24 protein-coding genes are annotated in these 22,820 nt (G+C 70.5%); 12 read left to right on the top strand and 12 right to left on the bottom strand.

The window, feature by feature from the left end:
• Positions 1-43 precede the first annotated feature (43 nt).
• Together ABNQ39_RS12870 and ABNQ39_RS12865 are read right to left on the bottom strand one after the other, a co-directional pair.
• The gene (locus tag ABNQ39_RS12870) at positions 44-1,834 is read right to left on the bottom strand and encodes a hypothetical protein (RefSeq protein ID WP_376957947.1); all 1,791 of its coding nucleotides are present in this window, start codon (positions 1,832-1,834) and stop codon (positions 44-46) included.
• A gap of 136 nt (positions 1,835-1,970) precedes the next feature.
• Positions 1,971-2,111: a hypothetical protein gene (locus tag ABNQ39_RS12865; RefSeq protein ID WP_167393297.1), complete on the bottom strand. Its 141-nt coding sequence runs from the start codon at positions 2,109-2,111 to the stop codon at positions 1,971-1,973.
• 368 nt (positions 2,112-2,479) lie between these two features.
• On the opposite strand from ABNQ39_RS12865, the gene ABNQ39_RS12860 reads away from it, so the two are divergent.
• The 5 genes from ABNQ39_RS12860 to ABNQ39_RS12840 all read left to right on the top strand — a co-directional run bounded on the left by ABNQ39_RS12860 (position 2,480) and on the right by ABNQ39_RS12840 (position 6,414).
• A complete protein-coding gene (locus tag ABNQ39_RS12860; RefSeq protein WP_428846401.1) occupies positions 2,480-3,187 on the top strand; it encodes a shikimate kinase in 708 nt (235 codons plus the stop codon).
• A gap of 51 nt (positions 3,188-3,238) precedes the next feature.
• Positions 3,239-4,384 (top strand): 3-dehydroquinate synthase, encoded by a 1,146-nt coding sequence (gene aroB, locus ABNQ39_RS12855; protein ID WP_376957945.1) that lies wholly within the window; start codon positions 3,239-3,241, stop codon positions 4,382-4,384.
• Between the two features lie 150 nt (positions 4,385-4,534).
• Positions 4,535-5,023 carry an SRPBCC family protein gene (locus tag ABNQ39_RS12850; protein ID WP_376957944.1) on the top strand — a complete coding sequence of 163 codons (489 nt, stop codon included), beginning with the start codon at positions 4,535-4,537 and terminating at the stop codon, positions 5,021-5,023.
• A gap of 167 nt (positions 5,024-5,190) precedes the next feature.
• Positions 5,191-5,652 carry a CBS domain-containing protein gene (locus ABNQ39_RS12845; protein ID WP_376957943.1) on the top strand — a complete coding sequence of 154 codons (462 nt, stop codon included), beginning with the start codon at positions 5,191-5,193 and terminating at the stop codon, positions 5,650-5,652.
• Between the two features lie 114 nt (positions 5,653-5,766).
• Positions 5,767-6,414, top strand: coding sequence for a DUF2889 domain-containing protein (locus ABNQ39_RS12840; protein ID WP_376957942.1), 648 nt, complete (start codon positions 5,767-5,769; stop codon positions 6,412-6,414).
• Between the two features lie 60 nt (positions 6,415-6,474).
• Here ABNQ39_RS12840 and ABNQ39_RS12835 read toward each other — a convergent pair whose 3' ends face one another.
• Entirely contained in the window at positions 6,475-6,942 is a 468-nt protein-coding gene (locus ABNQ39_RS12835; RefSeq protein ID WP_376957941.1) for a ribbon-helix-helix domain-containing protein, read from the bottom strand.
• A gap of 302 nt (positions 6,943-7,244) precedes the next feature.
• Complete coding sequence (locus ABNQ39_RS12830; RefSeq protein WP_085087049.1) at positions 7,245-7,520, bottom strand: BolA family protein; 276 nt, start codon at positions 7,518-7,520, stop codon at positions 7,245-7,247.
• Between the two features lie 150 nt (positions 7,521-7,670).
• Between ABNQ39_RS12830 and ABNQ39_RS12825 the strand changes: the two genes are divergently transcribed.
• From ABNQ39_RS12825 to cobT, 5 genes are all read left to right on the top strand, one after another.
• Entirely contained in the window at positions 7,671-8,315 is a 645-nt protein-coding gene (locus tag ABNQ39_RS12825; protein ID WP_342210695.1) for a J domain-containing protein, read from the top strand.
• 74 nt (positions 8,316-8,389) lie between these two features.
• Positions 8,390-9,394: a cobaltochelatase subunit CobS gene (gene cobS, locus ABNQ39_RS12820; RefSeq protein ID WP_109490458.1), complete on the top strand. Its 1,005-nt coding sequence runs from the start codon at positions 8,390-8,392 to the stop codon at positions 9,392-9,394.
• Between the two features lie 45 nt (positions 9,395-9,439).
• Positions 9,440-9,988, top strand: a complete 549-nt coding sequence (locus tag ABNQ39_RS12815) for a ribbon-helix-helix domain-containing protein (protein ID WP_376957940.1) — start codon at positions 9,440-9,442, stop codon at positions 9,986-9,988.
• Positions 9,985-10,383 (top strand): PIN domain-containing protein, encoded by a 399-nt coding sequence (locus ABNQ39_RS12810; protein ID WP_376957939.1) that lies wholly within the window; start codon positions 9,985-9,987, stop codon positions 10,381-10,383. Before ABNQ39_RS12815 ends, ABNQ39_RS12810 begins: the two co-directional genes overlap by 4 nt.
• 4 nt (positions 10,384-10,387) lie before the next feature.
• On the top strand, positions 10,388-12,259 hold the full coding sequence (gene cobT, locus ABNQ39_RS12805; RefSeq protein WP_376957938.1) for a cobaltochelatase subunit CobT: 1,872 nt from the start codon (positions 10,388-10,390) through the stop codon (positions 12,257-12,259).
• Between the two features lie 65 nt (positions 12,260-12,324).
• On the opposite strand, the gene ABNQ39_RS12800 is transcribed toward cobT, so the two are convergent.
• Positions 12,325-14,403 carry an adenylate/guanylate cyclase domain-containing protein gene (locus ABNQ39_RS12800; RefSeq protein WP_376957937.1) on the bottom strand — a complete coding sequence of 693 codons (2,079 nt, stop codon included), beginning with the start codon at positions 14,401-14,403 and terminating at the stop codon, positions 12,325-12,327.
• Positions 14,404-14,510: 107 nt separating this feature from the next.
• Positions 14,511-15,986 (bottom strand): M48 family metalloprotease, encoded by a 1,476-nt coding sequence (locus ABNQ39_RS12795; RefSeq protein WP_376957936.1) that lies wholly within the window; start codon positions 15,984-15,986, stop codon positions 14,511-14,513.
• A gap of 256 nt (positions 15,987-16,242) precedes the next feature.
• On the opposite strand from ABNQ39_RS12795, the gene ABNQ39_RS12790 reads away from it, so the two are divergent.
• Together ABNQ39_RS12790 and ABNQ39_RS12785 are read left to right on the top strand one after the other, a co-directional pair.
• The gene (locus tag ABNQ39_RS12790) at positions 16,243-17,082 is read left to right on the top strand and encodes a thermonuclease family protein (protein ID WP_376957935.1); all 840 of its coding nucleotides are present in this window, start codon (positions 16,243-16,245) and stop codon (positions 17,080-17,082) included.
• Positions 17,079-17,939, top strand: a complete 861-nt coding sequence (locus tag ABNQ39_RS12785) for a c-type cytochrome (protein ID WP_376957934.1) — start codon at positions 17,079-17,081, stop codon at positions 17,937-17,939. The genes ABNQ39_RS12790 and ABNQ39_RS12785 overlap by 4 nt, the downstream gene beginning before the upstream one ends.
• Before the next feature lie 36 nt (positions 17,940-17,975).
• On the opposite strand, the gene ptsP is transcribed toward ABNQ39_RS12785, so the two are convergent.
• The 6 genes from ptsP to ABNQ39_RS12755 all read right to left on the bottom strand — a co-directional run bounded on the left by ptsP (position 17,976) and on the right by ABNQ39_RS12755 (position 22,732).
• Positions 17,976-19,847 carry a phosphoenolpyruvate--protein phosphotransferase gene (gene ptsP, locus ABNQ39_RS12780; protein ID WP_376957933.1) on the bottom strand — a complete coding sequence of 624 codons (1,872 nt, stop codon included), beginning with the start codon at positions 19,845-19,847 and terminating at the stop codon, positions 17,976-17,978.
• Positions 19,837-20,139, bottom strand: coding sequence for an HPr family phosphocarrier protein (locus tag ABNQ39_RS12775; protein ID WP_149229309.1), 303 nt, complete (start codon positions 20,137-20,139; stop codon positions 19,837-19,839). Before ABNQ39_RS12775 ends, ptsP begins: the two co-directional genes overlap by 11 nt.
• Before the next feature lie 9 nt (positions 20,140-20,148).
• Complete coding sequence (locus ABNQ39_RS12770) at positions 20,149-20,547, bottom strand: PTS sugar transporter subunit IIA (protein ID WP_042690507.1); 399 nt, start codon at positions 20,545-20,547, stop codon at positions 20,149-20,151.
• A gap of 119 nt (positions 20,548-20,666) precedes the next feature.
• Positions 20,667-21,659, bottom strand: a complete 993-nt coding sequence (rapZ, locus tag ABNQ39_RS12765; RefSeq protein ID WP_376957932.1) for an RNase adapter RapZ — start codon at positions 21,657-21,659, stop codon at positions 20,667-20,669.
• Positions 21,660-21,676: 17 nt separating this feature from the next.
• Positions 21,677-22,135: an HPr kinase/phosphorylase gene (locus ABNQ39_RS12760; protein WP_376957931.1), complete on the bottom strand. Its 459-nt coding sequence runs from the start codon at positions 22,133-22,135 to the stop codon at positions 21,677-21,679.
• Positions 22,136-22,333: 198 nt separating this feature from the next.
• Positions 22,334-22,732 carry a hypothetical protein gene (locus ABNQ39_RS12755; protein WP_376957930.1) on the bottom strand — a complete coding sequence of 133 codons (399 nt, stop codon included), beginning with the start codon at positions 22,730-22,732 and terminating at the stop codon, positions 22,334-22,336.
• Positions 22,733-22,820 lie beyond the last annotated feature (88 nt).

The following is a 22,820-nucleotide window of genomic DNA, read 5'->3' as shown; positions in this document are numbered from 1 at the left end:
TGTGTCGGCGTCATGGTGGTGGCGGGCTCCACGGGGCGGAAGGTCATTCGGATGTCGATGTGGCGGGGCCGATGACGGCGGCCATCGCCTCGCGAACCAGCGCGCGGGCGTCGGGTTCCAGCCCGACCGCCTTCAGGTTGGCCGCGACGCGGGCGGTGACGACGGGCGGCAGGGTCGCCGGTCCGGCCTCCCCAAGCAGGATCAGGGCGACGGCCACCGTCTCGCCGATGCGCCCGCCGGCCGCGGCGTCGCCCAGCCGCTGCCAGAAAGCGGGATCGACGCCGGCCTCGCTGCCGCTGGGCGGGCCGGCACCGTCGGTGACGGTCATCCAGGCCTCGTCCGGGACGGCGACCCCGGTGGCCTGGAGAAGCGCCAGCTGGCCGGCGATCCGGCTGCGGGCGGCGGTGTCGGCGCCGCGCAGCGCCTCATCCAGCCATTCGGTCAGGGCCCTCGGGTCTTGAGCCCCCTGCCCTGTCGCCACCACCGCCAGCGGCCACAGCCAGGCGGTGTCGGCGCTGCGGCCGCTGCGCAGGGCCAGATCGTGCCAGCGCCGCGCCTGATCGAGCCGCCCCTGCGCGTAATAGAGCCGGGCCGCCGCCGGGGCCAGCGCCGCGGCGTCGCCGGTCGGCGACACGCCGTCGAGCAGACCGGCGGCGGCACCGCCGACCGGCCCGGCGCGCAGACGCGGATCGACCAGCTCCATCGCCAGCGCGGCCAGCGCGACGCGCCGACGCCCATCCATCGCCGCCGCCATCGCCTGATGGACCAGCGCGCGGGTGCGGGCGCCGCGGTCGCGCCGGGCGATGTCGCGGACCCGCAGCAGCTCGTCCCCCACCGCCGGCACCTGGGCGTAGAGATCCTGCAGCTGGCGGGCATCGAGGAACAGGGATGCCGCCGCCCGCTCGCCGGCGGCAGCGCGGGTGGCGGGATCGACGGCGGGGTTGGTGGCGATGGCGGCCAGCGCCGGCAGATTGTCCAGCGGCAGCCGGTCGGGCGGCACGCCGATCCGCGCGATGCGCAGGGCGGCGAGCAGCAGCGCCAGCCCGTCCGCATCGGCTTGCAGCGACAGCGAGCGGGCCGGCGGCGGGGTGGCACCGGCCAGCGCCTCGGCAACCGGCAGGAAAGGGTCGGACCGGCGGCTGTCGCGCAAGACCGCCAGCGCCTCGTCCGTGCCGGCACGGTCGCCGGAGCGGGCACGGCAGAACAGGCCCAGCTTGGCCCAGTAGGCGGAGGCGAAGCTCTTGCCGCGGGCCAGCGCGCGCGGGCAATCCAGGCCGCCGCGCACCAGCTCCGCATCGGTCAGCGCCCTGGCCGCCGGCTCGTCCGCCACCAGCGCCGCCGGCAGGCGCCCGGCCAGCTCGGCCGCCCCGGCGGGATCGCCGAGCCGCGCCAGCTTCTCGATGCGCAGGGCGCCGAGGCGGCGGGGCGGCGGGGCCTCCCCGGTCGCGACCGCCGGAGAGCCGGCGCTCAGCAGCAGACGGCGCTCCAGCGCCTTGACGGTGGGAGACGGGGTATCGACCGGCAGGGCGGCGATCAGCGCGAGAAGCTCTGCCCGGCCGATGCCGCGCCAGGGGTCGCCGCCCAGCCCCTGCAAACCGTCGAGGAGGCCGGCACCGTCCGGGTCGGGCGCCCCCAGCGGCGCGCGCGCGACCGGCGCCGGCCGCGCCACCACCGGCGAGACGGCGGGCGGCGGCGTGACGATGGGCGGATAGGCCGGCACGATGACCGGAGCGGGGGCGGAGGACCGGGGCTGGACGGGGGTTTCCACCGCGGCGTCGGGCGTCAGCCGGACCGGCGGGCCGAAAGCCTGGGCGGCGGCTTGGGCGGCGGTCATGGACCAGCCGGCCGCCAGCAGCCCGGCCAGCAGCGGTACGGTTCCCTGTCGGGCACCCTGGGGTCGGGCGCCCTGGGGCCGGCCACTCTGGAGCCGGGCGGGGCCGGGTCGGACGCTTCCGGCCGATGGTCGGGGTTCAGCGCGGGAAGCGCTCATCCGGCAGAACCTTCTCCACCGTTTTCGACGGAGCCGGCAGGTCCCACGAGGCGAGGAACACCATGCCACCGGCGATCACCAGCAACAGCAGGACGAAGAGGATCGAAAGAAACCGGCTCATGGCACCAGGGACGTGTTGTGTCGGAAAACGGAGGATCGGAGCGGAGCTACCATGTCCTGCATCCGCAGGGCTTGGGACAAGCAAGGGCTTTTCTGCTAAAGCATCCGCGGCCCCGGCCGGTGGCCGGAGGACGGCGCAGTGTAGCCACAGGTTGGACCGCGGCGCAACCCGTCCACCGGGCCATTCACCGGCTCTGCGGCAGGATGCGGGGCAGGGATTGGCAGAACCGGAGCGCTTGTGCCGGCCAGCTTTCGGCGGGTATGAGTGTTGTCTGTTGCAGCGGTGTGACGGCCGGCGAAGACGCCGGCATGCTGGCGCCGGGAGTGCGGGTGGCGGATCGGATGGATGTGATGGGACTGCGCAAGGCGATGACGGCCCAGGGCCCGGGGACAAGTCCGGGAGCAGGCCCGGGCACGGGTGCGGCGGAGGATGCGGTGCCGCTGCTGCCGCGCACCGTGGTGCTGGTCGGGCTGATGGGGGCCGGCAAGAGCGCCATCGGGCGCCGGCTGGCTACGCGCCTGCACCTGCCCTTCCGCGACGCCGACACCGAGATCGAGGCGGCGGCCGGCTGCACCATCGCCGAAATCTTCGCCCGCGACGGCGAACCGGTCTTCCGCTCCGTCGAACGCCGCATCATCACCCGGCTGGTGAAGGACGAGCCGGTGCATATCCTGGCGACCGGCGGCGGCGCCTTCATGGATCCGGAAACCCGCGCCGCCATCCGCCAGCACGGCGTGTCGGTCTGGCTGCGGGCCGAACTGGACGTGCTGGTCGCCCGCACCGCCCGGCGCACCCACCGCCCGATCCTGAACCAGGGCGATCCGCGCACCATCCTTGGCCGGCTGATGGAGCAGCGCTATCCCGTCTATGCCGAGGCCGACCTGACCGTGGTCAGCGACGAACGGCCGCCCGACGTGACGGTGGAGCTGGTGATCGACGCGCTGGAGGCGCGTTTCGGCGTCCAGCTTCCCCACCGCCAACCCCAGGGGCAAGCTCAGGGGCAAGGCCAGCGCGGCGCCCGGCCCGGAAAGCCCGACGCCCCAAAAACCGATACCGCCAAAACCGACACGCCCTGATCCCCGCCTCCCGCCCCTTGTCATGAACCACCAGCTTCGCGGACTGCCCCGATGACCTCCGTCAACGCCACCACCCCGGCCGCACTCGACACCGTCCGCCTGGAGCTGGGCGCCCGCAGCTACGACATCCTCGTCGGCGACGGGGTGCTGGCCGATGCCGGCGAGCGCATCGCCGCCATCACCCGCGGCCGGGCGCCCATCGTGGTGACCGACGCCAACGTCGCGCCGCTGCATCTGGACATGCTGAACGCCGCGATGCTGGAGGCGGGGATCGCGCCGCAGCCGGCCATCGTCCTGCCGGCCGGCGAGAAGACCAAGGACTTCGCCCATTTCCAGCAGCTGATGGACGACATACTGGGCCGCGGCATCGAGCGGTCCACCGTCCTGCTGGCGCTGGGCGGCGGGGTGATCGGCGACATCACCGGCTTCGCCGCGGCGTCCGCGCTCCGCGGCATCGACTTCATCCAGGTACCGACCACGCTGCTGTCCCAGGTCGACAGCTCGGTCGGCGGCAAGACCGGCATCAACAGCCGTCACGGCAAGAACCTGATCGGCGCCTTCCACCAGCCGCGCCTGGTCATCGCCGACACCGCCACGCTCGACACCCTGCCGCGGCGCGAGGTGCTGGCCGGCTATGCCGAGGTGGTGAAATACGGCCTGATCCGCCAGCCCGACTTCTTCGCCTGGCTGGAGCGGCACGGCCGGCGGGTGGTGGACGGCGACAGCGACGCCCGGCGCCATGCGGTGACGGTCAGCTGCCGCGCCAAGGCCGACATTGTCGGTGTCGACGAACGCGAGAGCGGTGACCGGGCTCTGCTGAACCTGGGCCACACCTTCGGCCATGCGCTGGAGGCGGCGACCGGCTTCGGCCAGACCCTGCTGCATGGCGAAGGGGTGGCGATCGGCATGGTGCTGGCCTTCGACCTGTCGGTCCGGCTCGGGCTGTGCCCGGCCGAGGACGCGCGGCGCGCCCGCGCCCATCTGGCCGATGTCGGCCTCCCGGTCCGCCCGGCCGACATCCCCGGCGTCGCCTGGGACGTCGACGGGCTGGTGCGGTCGATGGCGAAGGACAAGAAGGTGCAGGACGGCCGCATCACCTTCATCCTGGCCGACCGCATCGGCAACGCCTTCACCCGCCGCGACGTCGATGCCGCCGCCGTCCGCGCCGTTCTGGCCGAGTCGGTCCAGCCCGCCTGATCCTCGCCTATCACGGATAATCCGTCTTTCGCACAATAGCAGCGACAGCGGTTGCCCGCCCATACTTCCTCCAAGACCGCGGCCATCCGGCCGCGGCAGCGATGAAGACCGCGGCCATTCCGTCCGCGGCGCGGAAGGGGAGGATGGGCGATGAAGGCGATGCTTGGAATGACGGCGGCGGTCGGGCTGCTGCTGGCGGCGGCGCCGGCCATGGCGCTGGAGGTGCGCGAACAGGCGACGATCAAGGCGCCGATCGAGCAGGTGTGGAAGCAGATCGCCCCCTTCTGCGCGATCGGCGACTGGCATCCCGCGGTGGAGGGCTGCACCCTGCGCAAGACCGGTGACAGGCAGGAACGCGACATCGCGCTGAAGGGCGGCGGTGCCCTCCAGGAACGGTTGACCGGCCTTTCCGCCGCCAAGCACCGGCTGCGCTACACGCTGCTGACCGGGCCACTGCCGGTTAAGAACTACAACTCCACCATCCGGCTGAGCGCGGTGGACGCCCACACCACCCGCATCACCTGGTCCTCGCGCTTCCAGGCCAGCGGCGCCTCGGACGCGGACGCGCGCAAGACCATCGCCGGCATCTACACCAGCGGCTTCGACGGGCTGCGCAAGCGGCTGGAGTCCGGCCAGTAACGGCACCGCCGCCAGCAGTGACCCGGCGCATGCGGGAAGTTTCAAACAATCAGTTCTATTGACGATTGGTCCATCAAGCTGACAGGATCGTGTATGCCGCGCTGCGAAATCGCGGTCGAGTGCATCGTTCGTCCACAAAACCTGCAATCACGAGGGAGATGGGACACATGCCGACACGCCGACTGATGCCCGATGTCATCAAGAACCAGGAACTGACCTGCCTGCCGCCGGGCGCCACCGTGCGCGACGCCGCCACGCTGATGGCGCAGAAGCGCATCGCCGCGGTGCTGGTCACCGAAGGGAGGACGCTGAAGGGCATCGTCACCGAGCGCGACATGACCGCCCGCGTGGTCGCGGCCGGGCTCGACCCCGACACCACCCTGCTGTCGTCGGTGATGACCGCCGATCCCGACACGCTGGAGCCCTCGGCGACCGCGCTGGAGGCGCTCGACCTGATGGAGCGGCACCATTACCGCCACCTGCCCATCGCGGTGGACGGCGAGGCGGTCGGCATGGTGTCGATCCGCGACCTGTTCGCCGTGGTGCGCACCCATCTGGAGGACGAACTGCGCAGCCGCGAAGCCTACATGTTCGGCAGCGGCTATTCGGCCGAGGCCACGCTGGGCTGACGGCAAGCTTGACCCATAGGTAACGCTGCGTTGCGGTGGGGTCGGGTTGACCGGGCGCCCGGCCCCACCGATAGTCGAGGGTGAGCCATCCTCTTTGCTGAACTGGAAAGCCCGATGTCCGCGCCCTCGCTGTCCGCCCCCGCCGCGCGCGAGCCGATCCACACCCGTCGTGTCACCTGCCAGGGCTTTCGGCGTGCCGACGGGCTGTGGGACATCGAAGGCCACCTGACCGACGTCAAAAGCTATGGCTTCCACACGGAGGAGCGCGGGCATCTGGAGCCGGGAACCCCGATCCACCAGATGTGGATGCGCCTGACCGTCGACGACAAGCTGACCGTCCAGGCGGTGGAGGCGGTGACCGAACACAGCCCCTACAAGGCCTGCGGCAGCATCACGCCGCAGTTCCAGCAGCTGGTGGGTTTGCGCATCGGACCGGGCTGGACCCGGGCGGTGAAGGACCGGCTGGGCGGAGCGAAGGGCTGCACCCATCTGGTCGAGCTGCTGGGTCCGCTGGCGACCACCGCCTTCCAGACCGTCTACCCGATCCTGGCCCGCGAGGCGGCGGACCGCGCGAAGGCGTCCGGCAAGCCGGCCCAGGACGACGGCAAGCGGCCGGTGCTGCTGAACATGTGCCATATCTTCGACAGCAACGGCGAAGTGGTGCGCAGACATTGGCCTGCGCACTACACCGGCCATGATCACGCCGGCCCTCAAAACGAAGACCAAAACGAAGACGCCGCCCGGGAAGAGGCGGCGGAATAGGACGGCCTTCGCCCCGGGCGCCCGCCGGACTTCAGCCGGGCGGGCGTCGGGTGGTGCCGCTCAGCCGTCCAGACCGGGCTGGCCCGGACCTGCGGCCTGGGTCGGACCGGGGGTCTGAGCAGGCGTGGGGAAGCTGCCGCCCGCGGCGACCGCGGCCTTGACACCGTCCTCCTCGTCAGCCATCGGCAGCTCGAACGGCGTGCCGACGAACGGGTCGCTGCCGCCATGGCCGGCACGCAGATGACCGTCCTCGGTGCAGGCCCGCCGGTAATAGGACGCGATGAAGACTCGCACGGCCGATGTCAGGGTGACATCGGCGTCTTCCGGCTTGATGCCCTTGCGGCGCGCCTGTTCCTCGATCCGCTCCTTGATCTGGGTGCAGAGGCGGTTGACGGTCAGGCCTTCCCGACGGCCGATCTCCTCCAGAGCATCCCACATCGACGGTTCCAGCCGCATGCTCGTGCGGTGCCCGCCGATCATGATGTTCTGGCTCCTCAGCGGTTCCACCCCCGCATGGGAAGTGATCACGCGCTTTTTCTTCGGCCCACGCTTCGCCATCCGCAGCCCCTTCCACGAAGCCGCCGGCGGACATGCGAAGTTTGTGTCCGCCACGGCGCGATAAATGGTTGCATATATCATACTTTACTAAACGCAGCGGGAAATGCAACCACGCTAGCGTCTCTCATTCTTACAAGTTTTCCTAAAATCGACTCTTGGTTGCATCCATATGTATGCTATTTCAGCCGCTCAACCGCTCGTTATTTGAAGCGCACGAACGACCGGTATGAGCGCCCTTAAGGACGGGATGCGTGCAGGCTTTCCGGCCCCGGTCAGGCCCCGGCTTCACCGGGGGCGTGGGTGGTCAGCCCCAGCGCATGCACCCGCTCGCGCAACTCGTCGGCCAGCAGCGCATAGACCATCCGCTGGCGCTCCACCCGCGACTTGCCGGCGAAGGCGGCGGAGACGACGGTGACGTGGAAGTGGGTTTCCCCGGCGGCGTCCGCCCCGGCATGGCCGGCATGGCGGGCGCTGTCGTCGACGACCTCGAGCCGGTCCGGCGCCAGTCCGGCGGTCAGCTTTTCGCGGATGCGGGTGGCGTATTCCATGGCGGATCCTGATGTCTCGTCGCTGGTCGGGGAGGGATTGGAGCGGCCGCGGCGGGACGTCGTGACCCGGCCGGCGCGCCAACGGTCAGGAGACGGTGCGATCCCTGCCCTGTCAAGCGTCTGTCAAGCCCGGCGACCCGCAGATTGCGGATGACGGAAGCTCGATTCGGCGTGCTTGCCAGAGGCACCGGCTCTTCCCATACTTGGCCGATGACCAGGAACCGCGCCCGCTCCAGTTACGACAGCTACGCCGCCCCGCGCGCGGCCACCCGTGTGTGCGACCATCCCGATTGCGTCGCCGCCGGCGAATTCCGTGCGCCGAAAAGCCGCAGCAGCCTCAACGAGTACTGGTGGTTCTGCCTGGAGCATGTCCGGGAGTACAACCGGGCCTGGGACTATTACGCCGGCATGTCCACCGACCAGATCGAGGCGGAGGTGCGCCAGGACACGACCTGGCAGCGCCCGAGCTGGCCGCTCGGCAAATGGGCGACGCAGGAGCGCTTCATCCGCGACCGCGTGGTCAACGGCTTCAGTTTCGAATTCGGCCAGGATACCGGCAAGACGAAGAACGAGGAAAAGGCGCACCGGCGCCACCACGCCCGCACCGAAGAGGAAAAGGCGCTGGCGGTCCTTGAACTGACTCCGCCGGTGGACTTCGCACGGATCAAAGCACGCTATCGGGAGCTTGCGAAAAAGCATCATCCCGATGCCAACGGCGGCGACAAGGCTGCGGAAGAACGCCTGAAAGAAATCAATCAGGCCTACAATACGCTGAAAGCCTGTTATGCTGCCTGAACCCCCGTTGGCGGGCCGGGTCAATCCCGCGGCCGCTGGACAACCGACACTCGCTGGAACGTAAGAAACCACCCATGGCTTCCCAAGGAGCGACCCAGGCCAGCTCGGCCCTGTTCGACCACAAGCCCGACACGACGGTCTCGGTGCGTGAGGTCTTCGGCATCGACAGCGACATGCAGGTGCCGGCCTTCAGCCAGCGCTCGGAGCATGTGCCCGACCTCGACAGCGCCTACCGCTTCGACCGGGACACGACTCTGTCCATCCTCGCCGGCTTCGCCTACAACCGCCGCGTCATGGTCCAGGGCTATCACGGCACGGGCAAGTCGACCCACATCGAACAGGTCGCGGCCCGGCTGAACTGGCCCTGCATCCGCGTCAACCTGGACAGCCACATCAGCCGCATCGACCTGATGGGCAAGGACGCCATCGTTCTGCGCGACGGCGTGCAGGTCACCGAATACCGCGAGGGCATCCTGCCCTGGGCCTTGCAGCATGCCTGCGCCCTGGTGTTCGACGAATATGACGCCGGCCGCCCCGACGTGATGTTCGTGATCCAGCGCGTGCTGGAGGTGGAAGGCAAGCTGACGCTGCTCGACCAGAACCGCGTCATCCGCCCGCACCCGGCCTTCCGCCTGTTCGCCACCGCGAACACCGTCGGCCTCGGCGACACCACCGGCCTCTACCACGGCACCCAGCAGATCAACCAGGGCCAGATGGACCGCTGGAACATCGTGGCGACGCTGAACTACCTGCCGGTCGACGCCGAGATGAAGATCGTCCAGGCCAAGGTCGCGTCCTACGACGACGCCCGCGGCCGCGACACGGTGGCGTCGATGGTGCGTCTGGCCGACCTGACCCGCGCCGGCTTCATCAACGGCGACATCTCCACCGTCATGAGCCCGCGCACGGTGATCACCTGGGCCGAGAACGCGAAGATTTTCAGCGACGTCGCCTTCGCCTTCCGCATCACCTTCCTCAACAAGTGCGACGAGGTGGAGCGGCCGACGGTGGCCGAATACTACCAGCGCTGCTTCGGCGTCGAGTTGCCGGAGACGGGGGTCCAGGCGAACCTCGTGTGAGGGGTCGGCTGATAGACCGGGCGGCAGACCGGGCGGAGGAGAGCGATGGGATACGCATGGATCGGACCGGACGGGAAACTCACGCTTCCGCAAAGCGTGCGTGACCGGCTTCGGCTCGGTCCCGGCGAGTCCCTGCGGGTCGAGGTGACCGGCGACGATCATGGCCTCGCGCTTTCCCCTGCCTCGCCGCCTCTGGAGCCTTTCCTGTGGGATGCCCTGGCGGACATCGCGAAGCGGGAAGGGCGCTCTGTCGAGGAGCTGTGCGATCTGGTGCGCGAGCGGATCGCCGCCATCGCCCGCCGGGGTGACCGGGCACCGGACGATGGACCGCAGGCCTTGGCGTCGGCATTGCGGGTCTACATCACCGGCTACTACCGCCGGGCCTGTGAGGGGGGGGAAGCGACCGCCGCGGACCCGTTCGCCGGCACGCCTCTGGCCTTGCCAGGGATTGCGGCAACCGCGACACCCTCCCCTCCACAACACCGGATCGAGGATCTGTTCGGCATCGCCGGCCGGTTCCACCCGCCGGTGTCGGTCGAGGAGATGGACGAGGCCATCCAGGATGCCGCCGCCGAGAGATTCCGGCGGACATGATCGGACTGGACACGAACACGCTCGTCCGCCTGATCGTCGACGATGACCAGGAACAGGCCGCCCGCGCCCGTAGCGCCGTCAGCCGTGCGGTGGCGGAAGGCAAGCGGCTGTTCGTGAACAGGATCGTGCTGGCGGAGGTCGTCTGGGTGATGGAGCGGGCCTACAAACGCCCGCGTGCGGAGATCTGCTCGATCCTCGACCGCCTTCTGAACACCGTGGACCTGATCGTCGAAGACCGCGAAGTGGCGCTTGAGGCCCTGGAGCGTTACCGTGCCGGCCCGGCCGGTTTCGCCGACGGGCTGATCGCCGTGGGCAACCGGGTTTCCGGCTGCGCCTGCACATTGACATTCGACCGGAAGGCCGCGCGCCTGCCCGAATTCCAACATCCGGCTTGATGAAATGACCACCCAGAACGACACCCCCGTCGAAGCCTTCAAGCGGTCCACCACCGCCACGGTGCGCGCCATGTCCCGGCGGGCGGAGGTGCAGGTGGGCTTTTCGTCCGACCCGCCGGGGCTGTCGGGCCAGCGCGTGCGGGTGCCGCTGCCGGCGCGCGACCTGAACCCGGTCGAGGTCGCCAAGCTGCGCGGGGCGGCCGACGCCGTGGCGCTGCGGCTGCGCCATCACGACGCCACGGTGCATGCCCACCGCATGCCGCTGGGCGACGCCGCCCGCCAGGCCTACGACGCGATGGAGCAGGCGCGCTGCGAGGCGCTGGGCAGCCGCGACATGGCCGGCGTCGCCCACAATCTGGAAGCGGCGCTGGAGGATCGCTACACCCGCCAGGGCTTCGACCGCTTCGACGACCGCGGACAGGTGCCCTTGTCGGAGGCGCTGCGGATGATGGCGCGCGAGGCGATGACCGGTGCGCCGCCGCCGCCCGCCGCCGCCCGCGCCGTCGACCTCTGGCGCCCCTGGATCGAAGAGCGGCTGGGCAAGGACATGAAGGGCTTGGCCAGTTACGCCGGCGACCAGGAGGCCTACGCCAAGGCCGTCCGCCGCCTGCTGGCCGACCTCGACATGGAAGTCGGGCAGGAAGCCGACCAGGAAGAGGAGGAGGACCAGCAGACCCAGTCCTCCGAGGACGAGGAGTCGCCCCAGCACGGCCAGACCCGCGGCCAGGACGAGGACCAGTCCGACGCCGAATCGATGGCCTCGTCGGAGATGCAGGACTCGTCGGAAGCCGGCGAGAGCGCCGAGGAGGGCGCCGGCGAGGAAGGCGACATGGAGATGGGCGAGGGCGAGGGGGCGGAGGAGCCCGCCGGCCCCGGCCAACCCTGGCGCAACGACCTCAACCGCCGCAACGAGCCCGATCCCAACGCCTACAAGGCCTTCACCACCCAGTATGACGAGGTGGTCGACGCCGCCGACCTCTGCGACCCGGCGGAGCTGGAACGGCTGCGCCATCTGCTGGACCAGCAGCTGCAGAATCTGCAGGGCGTGATCTCCAAGCTGGCGAACCGGCTGCAGCGGCGCCTGATGGCCAAGCAGCAGCGCTCCTGGAACTTCGACCTGGAGGAGGGCATCCTCGACGCCGCCCGGCTGGCCCGCGTCGTCGCCAACCCGGTCCTGCCGCTCTCCTTCAAGGCGGAGAAGGAGATGGATTTCCGCGACACCGTGGTGTCGCTGCTGATCGACAATTCCGGCTCGATGCGCGGCCGGCCGATCTCCATCGCCGCGATGAGTGCCGACATCCTCGCCCGCACGCTGGAGCGCTGCGCGGTGAAGGTGGAGGTGCTGGGCTTCACCACCCGCGCCTGGAAGGGCGGGCAGGCGCGCGAGGCCTGGGTCGCCGGCGGCAAGCCGCCGCATCCCGGCCGGCTGAACGACCTGCGCCACATCGTCTACAAGGCGGCCGACATGCCGTGGCGCCGGGCCCGCAAGAACCTGGGCCTGATGCTGCGCGAAGGCATCCTGAAGGAGAACATCGACGGCGAGGCGCTGCAATGGGCGCACAACCGGCTGCTCGGCCGGCCGGAACAGCGCCGCATCCTGATGGTGATCTCCGACGGTGCGCCGGTGGACGATTCGACCCTGTCGGTGAATGCCGGCAATTATCTGGAGCGCCATCTGCGCCAGACCATCGAGCAGATCGAGACCCGCTCGCCCGTCGAGCTGGTGGCGATCGGCATCGGCCACGACGTGACCCGCTATTACCGCCGCGCCGTGACCATCGTCGATGCAGAGCAGCTGGGCGGCACGATGATGAACAAGCTGGCCGAACTGTTCGACGAGGACGACCGCCGCGGCGGCCGTCGTGGCTGGCGCTGAGGTAAGGAAGCGGGCAGGGGCGTTTCCAGATTTTCCAATGACTTAACTGGAAACGCCGGCCTGTTTCAGGGTGTATCCTTACCTGCGAACACCGGCTTGGCCGTCTCACCCGCCACCGGCGGGGGTGCGGCGGACGGCGCCGCCGTGCCGGCTGCCGGGGATGGCGCCGACACTGGCGTCGCCGCCTTCGCCGCGTCCTTCTTCTCCTCCTCCAGCACCAGGCGCCAGAGTTCGGTCATCCCGGTGCGGCCGCGCAGCGACCGGCCGCCCTGGCGGACCAGCGGCACGGCGTCCTTGCCCTTGGCGGCGGTGACGCCGCTGGTCAGGACGATCACCTCGGACTCGCCCTGAAGGGCGGCCGACAGCTCCTCGATCCGGGCGGCGACGTTCACGGTGTCGCCGACGATGGTGTAGTTGATCCGGCTGTCGGAGCCGATGTTGCCGACCACCACCGGGCCGCTGTGCAGCCCGACGCGGACATGGATCGGCGCCCGGCCCTCGGTGAGGCGGCGGCGGTTGTCGGCGCGGATGGCGTGGTGGATCGCCAACGCCGCGCGCAGCCCGCGGACGGCATGGTCCTCCTGCGCCTCGGGCGCCCCCCAGAAGGCCATCAGCGAATCGCCGATGAACTTGTCCACCGTGCCGCCCTCCGCCTCGATGCAGGCGGCGAGCAGGGTGAAATGCTCGTTCAGCAGGGCGGCGGTGTCGGCGGCGGCCATATGCTCGGCCATGCGGGAGAAGCCGCGGATGTCGGTGAACATCACCGTCACCTCGCGCTGCACCGAATCGAGCCCGCCCTCGGTCTCGCGCTGGCGCATCAGGCGCAGGACCAGCGCCTTCGGCACATAGGTCTCGAACCAGCGCAGGCCGGCGACCATGGCGTTGAAGGCGGTGGCGGCGCGCGCCATCTCGCGCAGGCGGGAGTCGGGCAGGTCGGGAATGGCGCGGAATTCGAAGGCGCGGACGCGGTCGGCAGCCTCGGCCAGCCGCGCCACCTGCCGGCTGATCCGCCGCCCGACCAGCAGCGCCACCCCGACCGACACCAGCAGGATGGCGAGGCCGACGGCGCCGGTGATGTAGAGCCGGCGGACCTCGACGTTCAGCTCGCCGTCGCGATAGCCGATGCCGATGATCCAGTCCTGCTGGCCGTAGCCGGCCATCTTGCGGGTCAGGAAGATGTAGTCGCTGCCGAGAACCTGGACGGCGCGCGCCTCCACCCGCTTCTTCAGCGACTGGACGGGCACGCCGCTGGACCACAGCGCCGCCAGCGCCGGGTCGTCGACCTGATCGGTGCGCGGCAGCGGCGGACCGTCCAGCTTGCCAGAAAAATCGAAGCTGCGGCCGACCAGCGCCGGATGGGCCAGCACATGGCTCTGGTCGTACAGCACGAAGGCGTTCAGCCCCTGCTCCACATACAGCACCGACAGGAAGCGCGACAGGTCGCCCAGCGACACGCCGACCGCCACCTGCCCCAGATAGCGGCCGTCGCGCCGCACCGGCTGGTAGAGGGTGACGAAGCTGTTCTGCGCCTCCTTCAGCCAGCGCGGATCGGCCCAGGTGGCGGCGCTGCGGTTGGGGCCGTCCAGAATCTCCGGCGGGATGTCGCTGTCGCCCTGCATGTCGAAGGGATCGGCGACCAGCCCGCCGTTCAGCCGGCCGACGCGGACGCCGGTCAGGTCCGGGCGGACGAAGGCGAGGCCGGTGACGTCGGGCGCACCGGCCAGCGCGCCGCGCAGCGTGTCGATCATCGCCGTGTTGTCGCCGGCGCGCAGGTCGCCGCGCTCGATCAGTCCGGCGACGAAGCGCGCCATCTCGCGCGCGGGGTCGAGCTGGTGGCGGACCCGCACCTCCACCCCGGCCAGCGCCAGATCGGCCTTGTCGTTCAGCAGGGCGAAGGTGTTGGTGCTGGCGCTGACCAGACCCAGCACCAGGACGCTGGCGACCGCCGCCAGCATCAGCGAGCCGAACCCCGCCACCAGCACCGCGGCGATGGGCAGCCGCAGGCGCCGGCGCCCGGCGGGCTTCGGGCCGGCTTTTCCCCCGTTTTTCCCAACAGCCTTCGCCGCCGCCTTGCCGGCCGGCTTCACGGCCGTCGCCGGAAGGGGCGGAGCAATCTTGGGGCGCGCTGACGGGGTATCGGACATGCGCGGCAGCCTACCCGCCCATCCGGCCGGCGGCAACCCGCGGGGCTGTATCCTTACGCGGATTTCATGCCGTCATGCTCATGCTGGGGGTTGCCGCTACCCCAGCCCTATTCCCCGACAATCACCTTCACCCGCTGGCCGGGTTGCAGCGGCGTGCCGGGCGGCAGGTCGTTGATGATCCGGAACAACTCTTCGGCGTAGGGTTCCTGCGGCATGCGGCGGACGAGGCCGGCGACGCTGTCGCCGGGCTGCACCGCCGTCACCTGCACGCGGCGGGGACGGAAACCGGCGGCCTCCTCCGCGGTCATGCGGTGGAAGCTGTTGGCCGCCGCCTGGAAATCGCTGTCGAAACGAGCCAGCGATCCGGCGGGCGCCAGGAAGGTGAAGCGGTACATCTTCCCGTCCGGCGCGCGGATCGCCACCAGACGGATGTCGGCGCTGGTGCCGTCGGACTCGCCGCGCGTGGTCGCGGTGGCCGCCGCCATGCCGCCGATGGTGAGGCGCTGGAGGTTGGACAGAGTGGCGGTCTTGCCCCACACGCCGGTCAGGAAGCTGGCGGGGTCGGACACGCCGGCCGCCGATCCGCCGTCGAAGGCCATGGCGGTGCCGTTCGGCCCCTTGGCGACCACCTGATCGGCGCCGTTCAGCAGCGAATAGCCCTGCGGCACGGTGAAGGCGATGCCGAGCTGCGGGTGGGCGAAGGTCCGGCCGCGGACATAGCCGTTCTCCGGGCTGTCGCCATAGATCATGCCGTCGACCGCCGCCAGGTAAGGATCGCGTGGGCGGGCGCCGCCCGGCGGGATGGCGCGGGCGAGGTCGGCGGCGCGGCGAACGCGCTCCTCGGTCGCCGGATGGCTGGCGAGGAAGTCGAAGCCGTCCCCGCCCTTGTTGCCGGCGCGTAAGCCCTCATACTGGCTGTCGCGGCGCAGCGTCTCCAGGAAGGTCGCCATGGCGAAGGGGTCGTAGCCGGTCCGCCGCAGCGTCTCGACGCCGAGCTGGTCGGCCTCCAGCTCCTGCTCGCGCGAATAGCTGGCGACGACGGCGGTGCCGCCCAGCCCGGCCAGCTGCGCCAGCGTGTCGTTGCCGAACACCAGCCCGACCCCGGCGGCGAGCAGCCCGGCGATGGTTTGCCGGGTCTGGCGCTGCGCCGAATGGTGGGCGGTGACGTGGCCGATCTCGTGCGACAGCACGCCGGCCACCTCGGCCTCGTCCTTCGCCAGCGCCAGCAGGCCGCGGGTGACGTAGACATAGCCGCCGGGCAGGGCGAAGGCGTTGACCACGTCGCTGTCCAGCACGGTGAAGGTCCAGGGATCGCGCGCCAGCGCCGTGGTGGCGGCGAGCTTGCGGCCGAGCTGGTCGATGTAGCCCTGGAGCCGGGCATCCTTCACCGCCCCGCCGAACTGCGCCAGGATCTTCGGGTGTTCCTGCGCCCCCAGCGCCGCCTCGTCGCCGCCGGACAGCACGGTGTCGAGCAGCCCGGCGCGGGCCGGCGCGGGCGCGACCAGGGTGGGCGTCACCGCCGCCAGCATCAGGGTGGCCAGTGCGGCGCGGAGGGACTTGCGGAAGGGGAGATCGGTCGGCATACCCGTCAGAACCCCGCTCGGCGGCGGATGTTCCGCAAGGACGGCCTTCCCGATGACACTTGTCACGCTCCAGCTTGTGCGCCTGCCGGTCTTATACCAGTGCCGGAAAGTTCCGACCTGCGGTCGGCACTTTCCAGCCCCTCAGACGCCGGGCGGCCCGCGTCCGCGGGCCTTGGCTTCGCGGGCATGTGCCCGCGCGGCCGCCGTCGCGGCCGATACCAGGGTCAAAAGTCAAAACTTTCTGACCCTGGTCTTATTGCTGATTGGCCTGCTGCTGTGCGGCCTGTTGCCGGTCGCCGCCTCGGCGGACGGGCTGCGGGTCACCGCCGTGCTGGACGGCGACACGCTGGAGCTTGAGGACGGCCGCCGGGTCCGGCTGGCCGGGATCGACGCGGCCAAGCCGCCGCGCAACGCCAACCCCGCCGATGGCCGCATCTGGCCGCTGGCCGAGGCGGCGAGCGCGGCGCTGACCGATCTGGCGCTGGGCCACCGCGTCGTCCTGCACGGGCCGGCGCCGACCGACCGCCATGGCCGGCTGCTCGCCCATCTGGTGCGGGAGGACGGGCTGTGGCTGCAATCGGCGCTGCTGGTCCGCGGGCTGGCGCGGGTCCACACCCGGCCCGACGCCCGTGCCTATGCGGCGGAGCTGCTGGCCGGCGAGGAGACCGCGCGCAATGCCGGGCGCGGGCTGTGGCGCAGCCGGGTCTATGCGGTGCGCGACGCCGCCGACCCGGAGGAGCTTTTCCGCGACCGCGACAGCTTCCAGCTGGTGGAAGGGGTGGTGCTGGCGGTGTCCAAGAGCGGCGGCGAGAGCTGGCTCGATTTCGGCACCGACTGGCGCAGCGACGTCACCGTCCATATCGGCCGCGCCGCGATGCGCGAGGTCATCCGCGCCGGCATCGACCCGCTGTCCTACGAGGGCCGCCGGGTGCGCGTGCGGGGCTGGATCACGCTGCGCAATGGCCCCATGATCGAGATCACCCATCCCGACCAGATCGAGCGGCTGGAGCGGGAGCCGGCCTCCGCCGCCCCGCAGCACACCGGCGCCGATGACGAGTCCGGGGATGACGACGAAGGGGAGGACGATCTGGAATGAGGAAGCCGTCGCTTGGGCCTGTGGCTGGACGCCTGCTTGCCGCCCTGTCTTTGCTGCTCGTGGCTCTGCCGCTGCATCCGGCACTGGCAGGCGGGCCGGCGCTGACCATCGCCATCGCCGGAACCGAGCGGGTGTTCGACCGCGACACCCTGCTGGCCCGGCCCGACGCGGTGACCGTCGACATCCCGGCCGACATCTCCTACGGCCGGCCGATGAGCTACCGAGCCGTGCCGCTCGCCAGCCTGCTGGGCACTGCGGACTTCCCGCCCGGCACGGTGCTGGAGGGGGTGGCGTCGGACGGCTTCACCGCGCAGTTGCCGCCGGAGCTGTGCCTGCGCAGCGGTCCCGACGGCGCCGTCGCCTTCCTGGCGGTGGAGCCGGCCGACCGGCCCTGGCCCAACCTGCCGGGCAAGGAGGTCTCCGCCGGCCCCTTCTATCTGGTCTGGGTGCGGCCCGAGGCGTCGGGGGTGCGCAGCGAACAATGGCCCTATCAGCTGGCCCGCATCGTCAGCTCCGACGATCCGCTGCGCCGCTGGCCGCAGCTGGCGGTCGAGCCGGGCCTGCCCGCCGACTCGGCCATCCGCGCCGGACAGGCGGTGTTCATCACCCAATGCATGGCCTGCCACACGCTGAACGGCGCCGGCAGCGCCACGATGGGCCCTGACCTGAACCGGCCGATGAACCCGACCGAATACCTGACGCCCGCCGGGCTGAAGACGCTGATCCGCGACCCCCGCTCGGTCCGGACATGGCCGGGCCAGCAGATGCCGGGCTTCGACCCGTCGATGCTGAGCGATGCCGATCTGGATCGGGTCGTCGCCTATCTCGGCCATATGGCGGGGCGGAAGGCGCCGTGAGAGGGGGGCTTTCGCCCCCATCCCACCGGTCTTACCTCACAGGGTCGCGTTGAAATCGTCCAGCAGCGTGGCGATGCGGCCGCTGTCGCTCTGGTCCATGATGACGCGGGCGCGGCGGCCCGCCTCCACCAGGTCGAGCGAGCGGATGCGCTTCTTCACCGCCGGCACCGCCAGCGGCGCCATCGACAGCTCGCGCACGCCCAACCCCAGCAGCAACGCCGTGTAGCGCGGATCGCCGGCGATCTCGCCGCAGACCGACACCGGGATGCGGGCGCGCAGGGCGGCCTCCACCGTGAACTGGATCAGCCGCAGCACGGCCGGATGCAGCGGGTCGTAGAGGGTGGCGACCTGTTCGTCGGCGCGGTCGATGGCCAGCGTGTACTGGGTCAGGTCGTTGGTGCCGATGGAGAAGAAGTCGGCGGCATAGGCCAGCGCGTCGGCGGCCAGCGCCGCCCCCGGCACCTCCACCATCACGCCCACCGGCGGCAGCGGGTCGGCGATGGCGACGCCGCGGCGGCGCAGCCGGCGGGCGACCTGCCCCATCATCTCGCGCACCTTCTGCACCTCGGTGACCGAGGCGATCATCGGCAGCAGGATGCGCAGCGGACCGTGGACGCCGGCGCGCAGCATGGCGGCCAGCTGCGTCTCCAGCAGCTTCGGTTCGCGCAGGCCGAGGCGGATGGCACGCAGCCCCAGCGCCGGGTTGGCCGGCTCGCCATAGCGCCCGGCCATCCAGCCGGCCAGCTTCTCGCCGCCCAGATCCATGGTGCGGGCGGTGACGGTGCGGCCGCCCATCCCCTCGATCATGGTGCGCAGCACGGCGTACTGCTCATCCTCGTCGGGCAGATGGTCGCGGTTCATGAACATGAACTCGGTCCGCAGCAGGCCGATGCCCTGGGCGCCATGTTCCAGCGCGTGGTCGAGATCGCGCGGCAGCTCCAGATTCGCCATCAGCGTGATGGCGGTGCCGTCGCGGGTGACGGCGGGCAGCTTGCGCAGGCTTTTCAGCCCCTGGCGCTCGCGCTCGCGGGCGGCGCGACGCTCGCTGTAATCGGCCAGCACGTCGGCCGGCGGGTCGATCAGCACGCGGCCCTGCAAACCGTCGACGATGACCGTCACGCCGTTGCGCACGCCGGCCAGCAGGCCGGGGGCGCCCAGCACCGCCGGCAGGCCGAGCGAGCGGGCGAGGATGGCGGTGTGCCCCTCCGCCCCGCCCAGCACGGTGGCGAAGCCGCCGACGACGGTGGGGTCGAGCAGGGCGGTGTCGGCGGGGGTCAGCTCCTCCGCCAGGATGATGCTGCCGGGGGGCAGGCTGCTGAAGGCCCGGTATTCCTGCTTCATCAGGTTGCGGGTCAGCCGCCGCCCGACCTCGCGGATGTCGTCGATGCGGGCGGCGAGATAGGCGTCGTCCATGCCGGCGAAGGTCGCGGCGATGGCGGCGATCTCCGCCTGGATGGCGGCCTCGGCGTTGATGCGGTCCTGCTTGATGCGATGCTCCACCCCGCGGGTCAGGCGCGAGTTGGTGACCATCGACAGGTGGGCGTCGAGCAGGAAGCCGATCTCCTCCGACGCCGAGTCGGGCAGGACGAGCGCCTTGCTCTTCAGCTTCTTGATCTGCCGGCGCGCCTTGGTCGCCGCCTCGTTGAAGCGGGCGACCTCAGCCTCTACCGCGTCGGGAGCAACGACATATTCGGGGATGGCGACGGCGCCGCTTTCCACCACATGGGCCGGGCCGATGGCGATGCCGGGCGACACGCCCAGGCCGCGCAGGGCGCGCGCCGCAGCGCTGGCGGCCGTGCTGGCGGACGCGCTTACCGGCTCGGGCGACGGGGTCCCGCCGGAACCGCCGCGGTCGGGGCCGGATACCGGGCCGCCGGTCTGGCCGGCGGGGGGCAGATCATTCTTCATCGAACTTGCGGTTGATCAGGTCCAGGAGGGCGTCCATCGCGGCATCGGCCTGGGCGCCGCTGGCGCGCAGCTCCACACTGGTGCCGGGACCGGCGGCCAGCATCATCAGCCCCATGATCGACTCGCCGGACACCACGGATTCGCCGCGGCGCACCGAGATCTCGGCATCGAAGGTGGCGACCAGCTTGACGAACTTGGCCGAGGCGCGCGCGTGCAGGCCACGCTGGTTGGTGATGGTGGCGGTGCGGCGGATTTCGCCGTCGGCGGATGCCGTGTCGTCGGGGGGGCTCATTGCAGGCGGTCAGTCCGACAGGAGGGTGGAGGCGACGTTGATGTATTTCTGTCCGGCATCGCGGGCGGCGATCACCGATTTGTCCAGCGGCTCGGTCTTGCGCACGCTGGCGAGCTTGATCAGCATCGGCAGGTTGACGCCGGCGATCACCTCGACCTTCGCCTTGTCCATGATGGAGATGGCGAGGTTGGACGGCGTGCCGCCGAACATGTCGGTCAGCACCACGACGCCCGACCCGTCATCGACCTCCGCCACCGAGTTCAGGATGTCCTGGCGGCGCTGTTCCATGTCGTCGTCCGGGCCGATGCACACGGCGCGCACCTGCTGCTGTTCGCCCACCACGTGGAACAGTGCGGCGATGAATTCCTCGGCCAGCCGCCCGTGGGTGACAAGAACCATACCGATCATGGGACATCCTTCAAGGTTGGGTCCTCCCCGGAGACCTGCGCGAGGGCCGCCGCGGGGCGGCAGCGCTCATCGCATCTGGATCGTTGGTTGGACGCATGGTCGTCAAGGCGCAATTTGCATCATCCCTGATGGTTGGCCTGCTGGTTGGCCTGCTGGCTGCCGGCTTGCTGGTTGTTGGCCTGCTGGCTGGAGGCGGGGCCGGCCCCGGCGGTCCGCAAGCCCAGCCGTTCCAGTTCGCGGTGGCTGAGATTGACCCGCAGCCCCTGGTCCTTCAGCCACGCCGCCAGCCGTTCGGCGATGAAGACCGACCGGTGCTTGCCGCCGGTGCAGCCGATGGCGATGGTCAGGTAGCTCTTGCCTTCCTGGTTGTAGCGCGGCAGCAGCGGGCGCAGCAGCTCCGTCAGGTTGCCGAAGAAGGCGGGGAAATCGGGGTCGCTCTCCACCCGCGCGGCGACGGCCGGGTTCAGGCCGGTCAGCGGCCGAAGCTCCGGGTCGTAATGCGGGTTGGTCAGGAACCGCACGTCGAAGACCAGATCGGCTTCGCGCGGCAGGCCCTGGCGGAAGGAGAAGGAGGTCACGAACACCTGCAAGGCTGCCTGGGCGTCACGCCGGAAATGCCCGGACAGGATGCGCCGCAAATCGTGAATGGACAGTTGCGTCGTGTCGATGGTGACGTCGGCTTCCTCCTTCAGCGGGAACAGCAGGGCGCGTTCGCGCTGGATGCCGTCGGGTACCGTGCGGTCCTCCGCCAGCGGGTGGCGGCGGCGCGTCTCGGTGAAGCGGCGTTGCAGCACCTCGTCGCCGCATTCCAGGAAGACCAGCCGGACGTCGAGATCGCCGTCGCGCCGCAGCTCCTCAAGCTCGTCGAGGAAGTTCTGCGCGGAAAAGTCGCGGGTGCGGCTGTCGATCACCAGGGCCAGCGGCCGGCGCTTCGGATCGGCCTGCCGGATCAGCGCCGGCACCAGCGACAGGCGCAGATTATCCACCGCCTCGTAGCCCAGATCCTCCAGCGCCTTCAGCGCCACCGACATGCCGGCCCCCGACATGCCGGTCACCAGAACGATGCGCCCGCGGGCGGAAGGGGCGGCAGGGTCGGTCGGCACGTCGGACATCAGAGTGTCGGGAGGTTTCATGATAGGGCCGAGAGGCTGGCGGGCACCCGGTCCAGCCGTCCGCCGCACAGGCTGGCGGCGGCAAGGCGGATCTTCGCGGGTGTGGAGGCATCGAAGGCGTGCAGGCCCAGGCGGGGCAGGGCGACGCCCAGCAGCGTGTCGGTCTCCGCCTCCGGCAGGCGGTCCACCGCGTCACGCTCGAGCAGGTCGACGACGAGACCGACGGGGGCCGGCCCGGCCGACGGAACGGGAAGAATGCCGACGCCCCGCACCTCCAGCAGCCCGGCCAGGGCGGGCGGGGGAGAGGCGGTCAGGCGGCCGGATTCGCAATGCAGCGCCACCCGGTCATCCGCGACCAGCAAGGCTCCGCCATCGATCAGTCGCAAGGCCAAATCCGATTTTCCCCGTCCGGACTCCCCACGCAGCAGCACGCCGATGCCGGAGAGCAAGACGCAGGTGCCGTGAATCGTCACCATAGTCTGGCGAAGGTGAGACGTGGCGCAGGTTCTGTCAATGGGAACGGAACGGTGTCCCACAAGGTCAGGCGGGGAAACCTGTCCGGGATCCCCCATCCGCTTCCAACCGTTCTTTCGGTGCGGACAATGACCGGGCGAACGGTCGGGCGGAGAGCGCCGGCGCGGATGGTGCCGATGCTGGCCGGGGTGGGCGCGCCGTCAGGCGCCCGCGGCGCCGCGGGGGGTACGGCGGATCGCCTCCAGCTCCATGGCGAGGGCGTCGCGGCGGCGGATCATCTCGTCCAGATCCTCCAGCTCCGCCGCCTCCTGGCAGGCGTCGCGGAAGTCCTTTTCCCGCTTCAGCCGAACCAGCAGGACCTTGTAGTTGTCGGCGATGCTGGCGAGGTGGCGCTGCGCCCCCTGGAGGGCCTCGGCGAGCTGGGTCCGCTCCCGCGCGGATTGCCGCATCATCCTTGCCAGTTCGCCCTGCTGCCGGCCGGCATCCCGGATCAAACGGGCCAGACGGTAGCGGCGCAGGTCGACGACGTCACCCGGCGTGGCACCGGCAACAGCACCCGGGGTGGCGGAACGGCGGCCGGTCGGGGACAGGGTATGCACGGAGGAGGATTCGGGTGGAACGCACTCAGGCATGACAACCCCACATCTTTGTCCCGGGGTATGGCCACCCTCCCGTTGCCACATGGTG

This window comes from Azospirillum sp. A26 (genome assembly GCF_042604635.1).
Classification (GTDB): Bacteria; Pseudomonadota; Alphaproteobacteria; order Azospirillales; family Azospirillaceae; genus Azospirillum; species Azospirillum palustre.
Note: the sequence above shows the minus strand (reverse complement) of the source record. Positions and strands in the feature narration are given on the sequence as shown.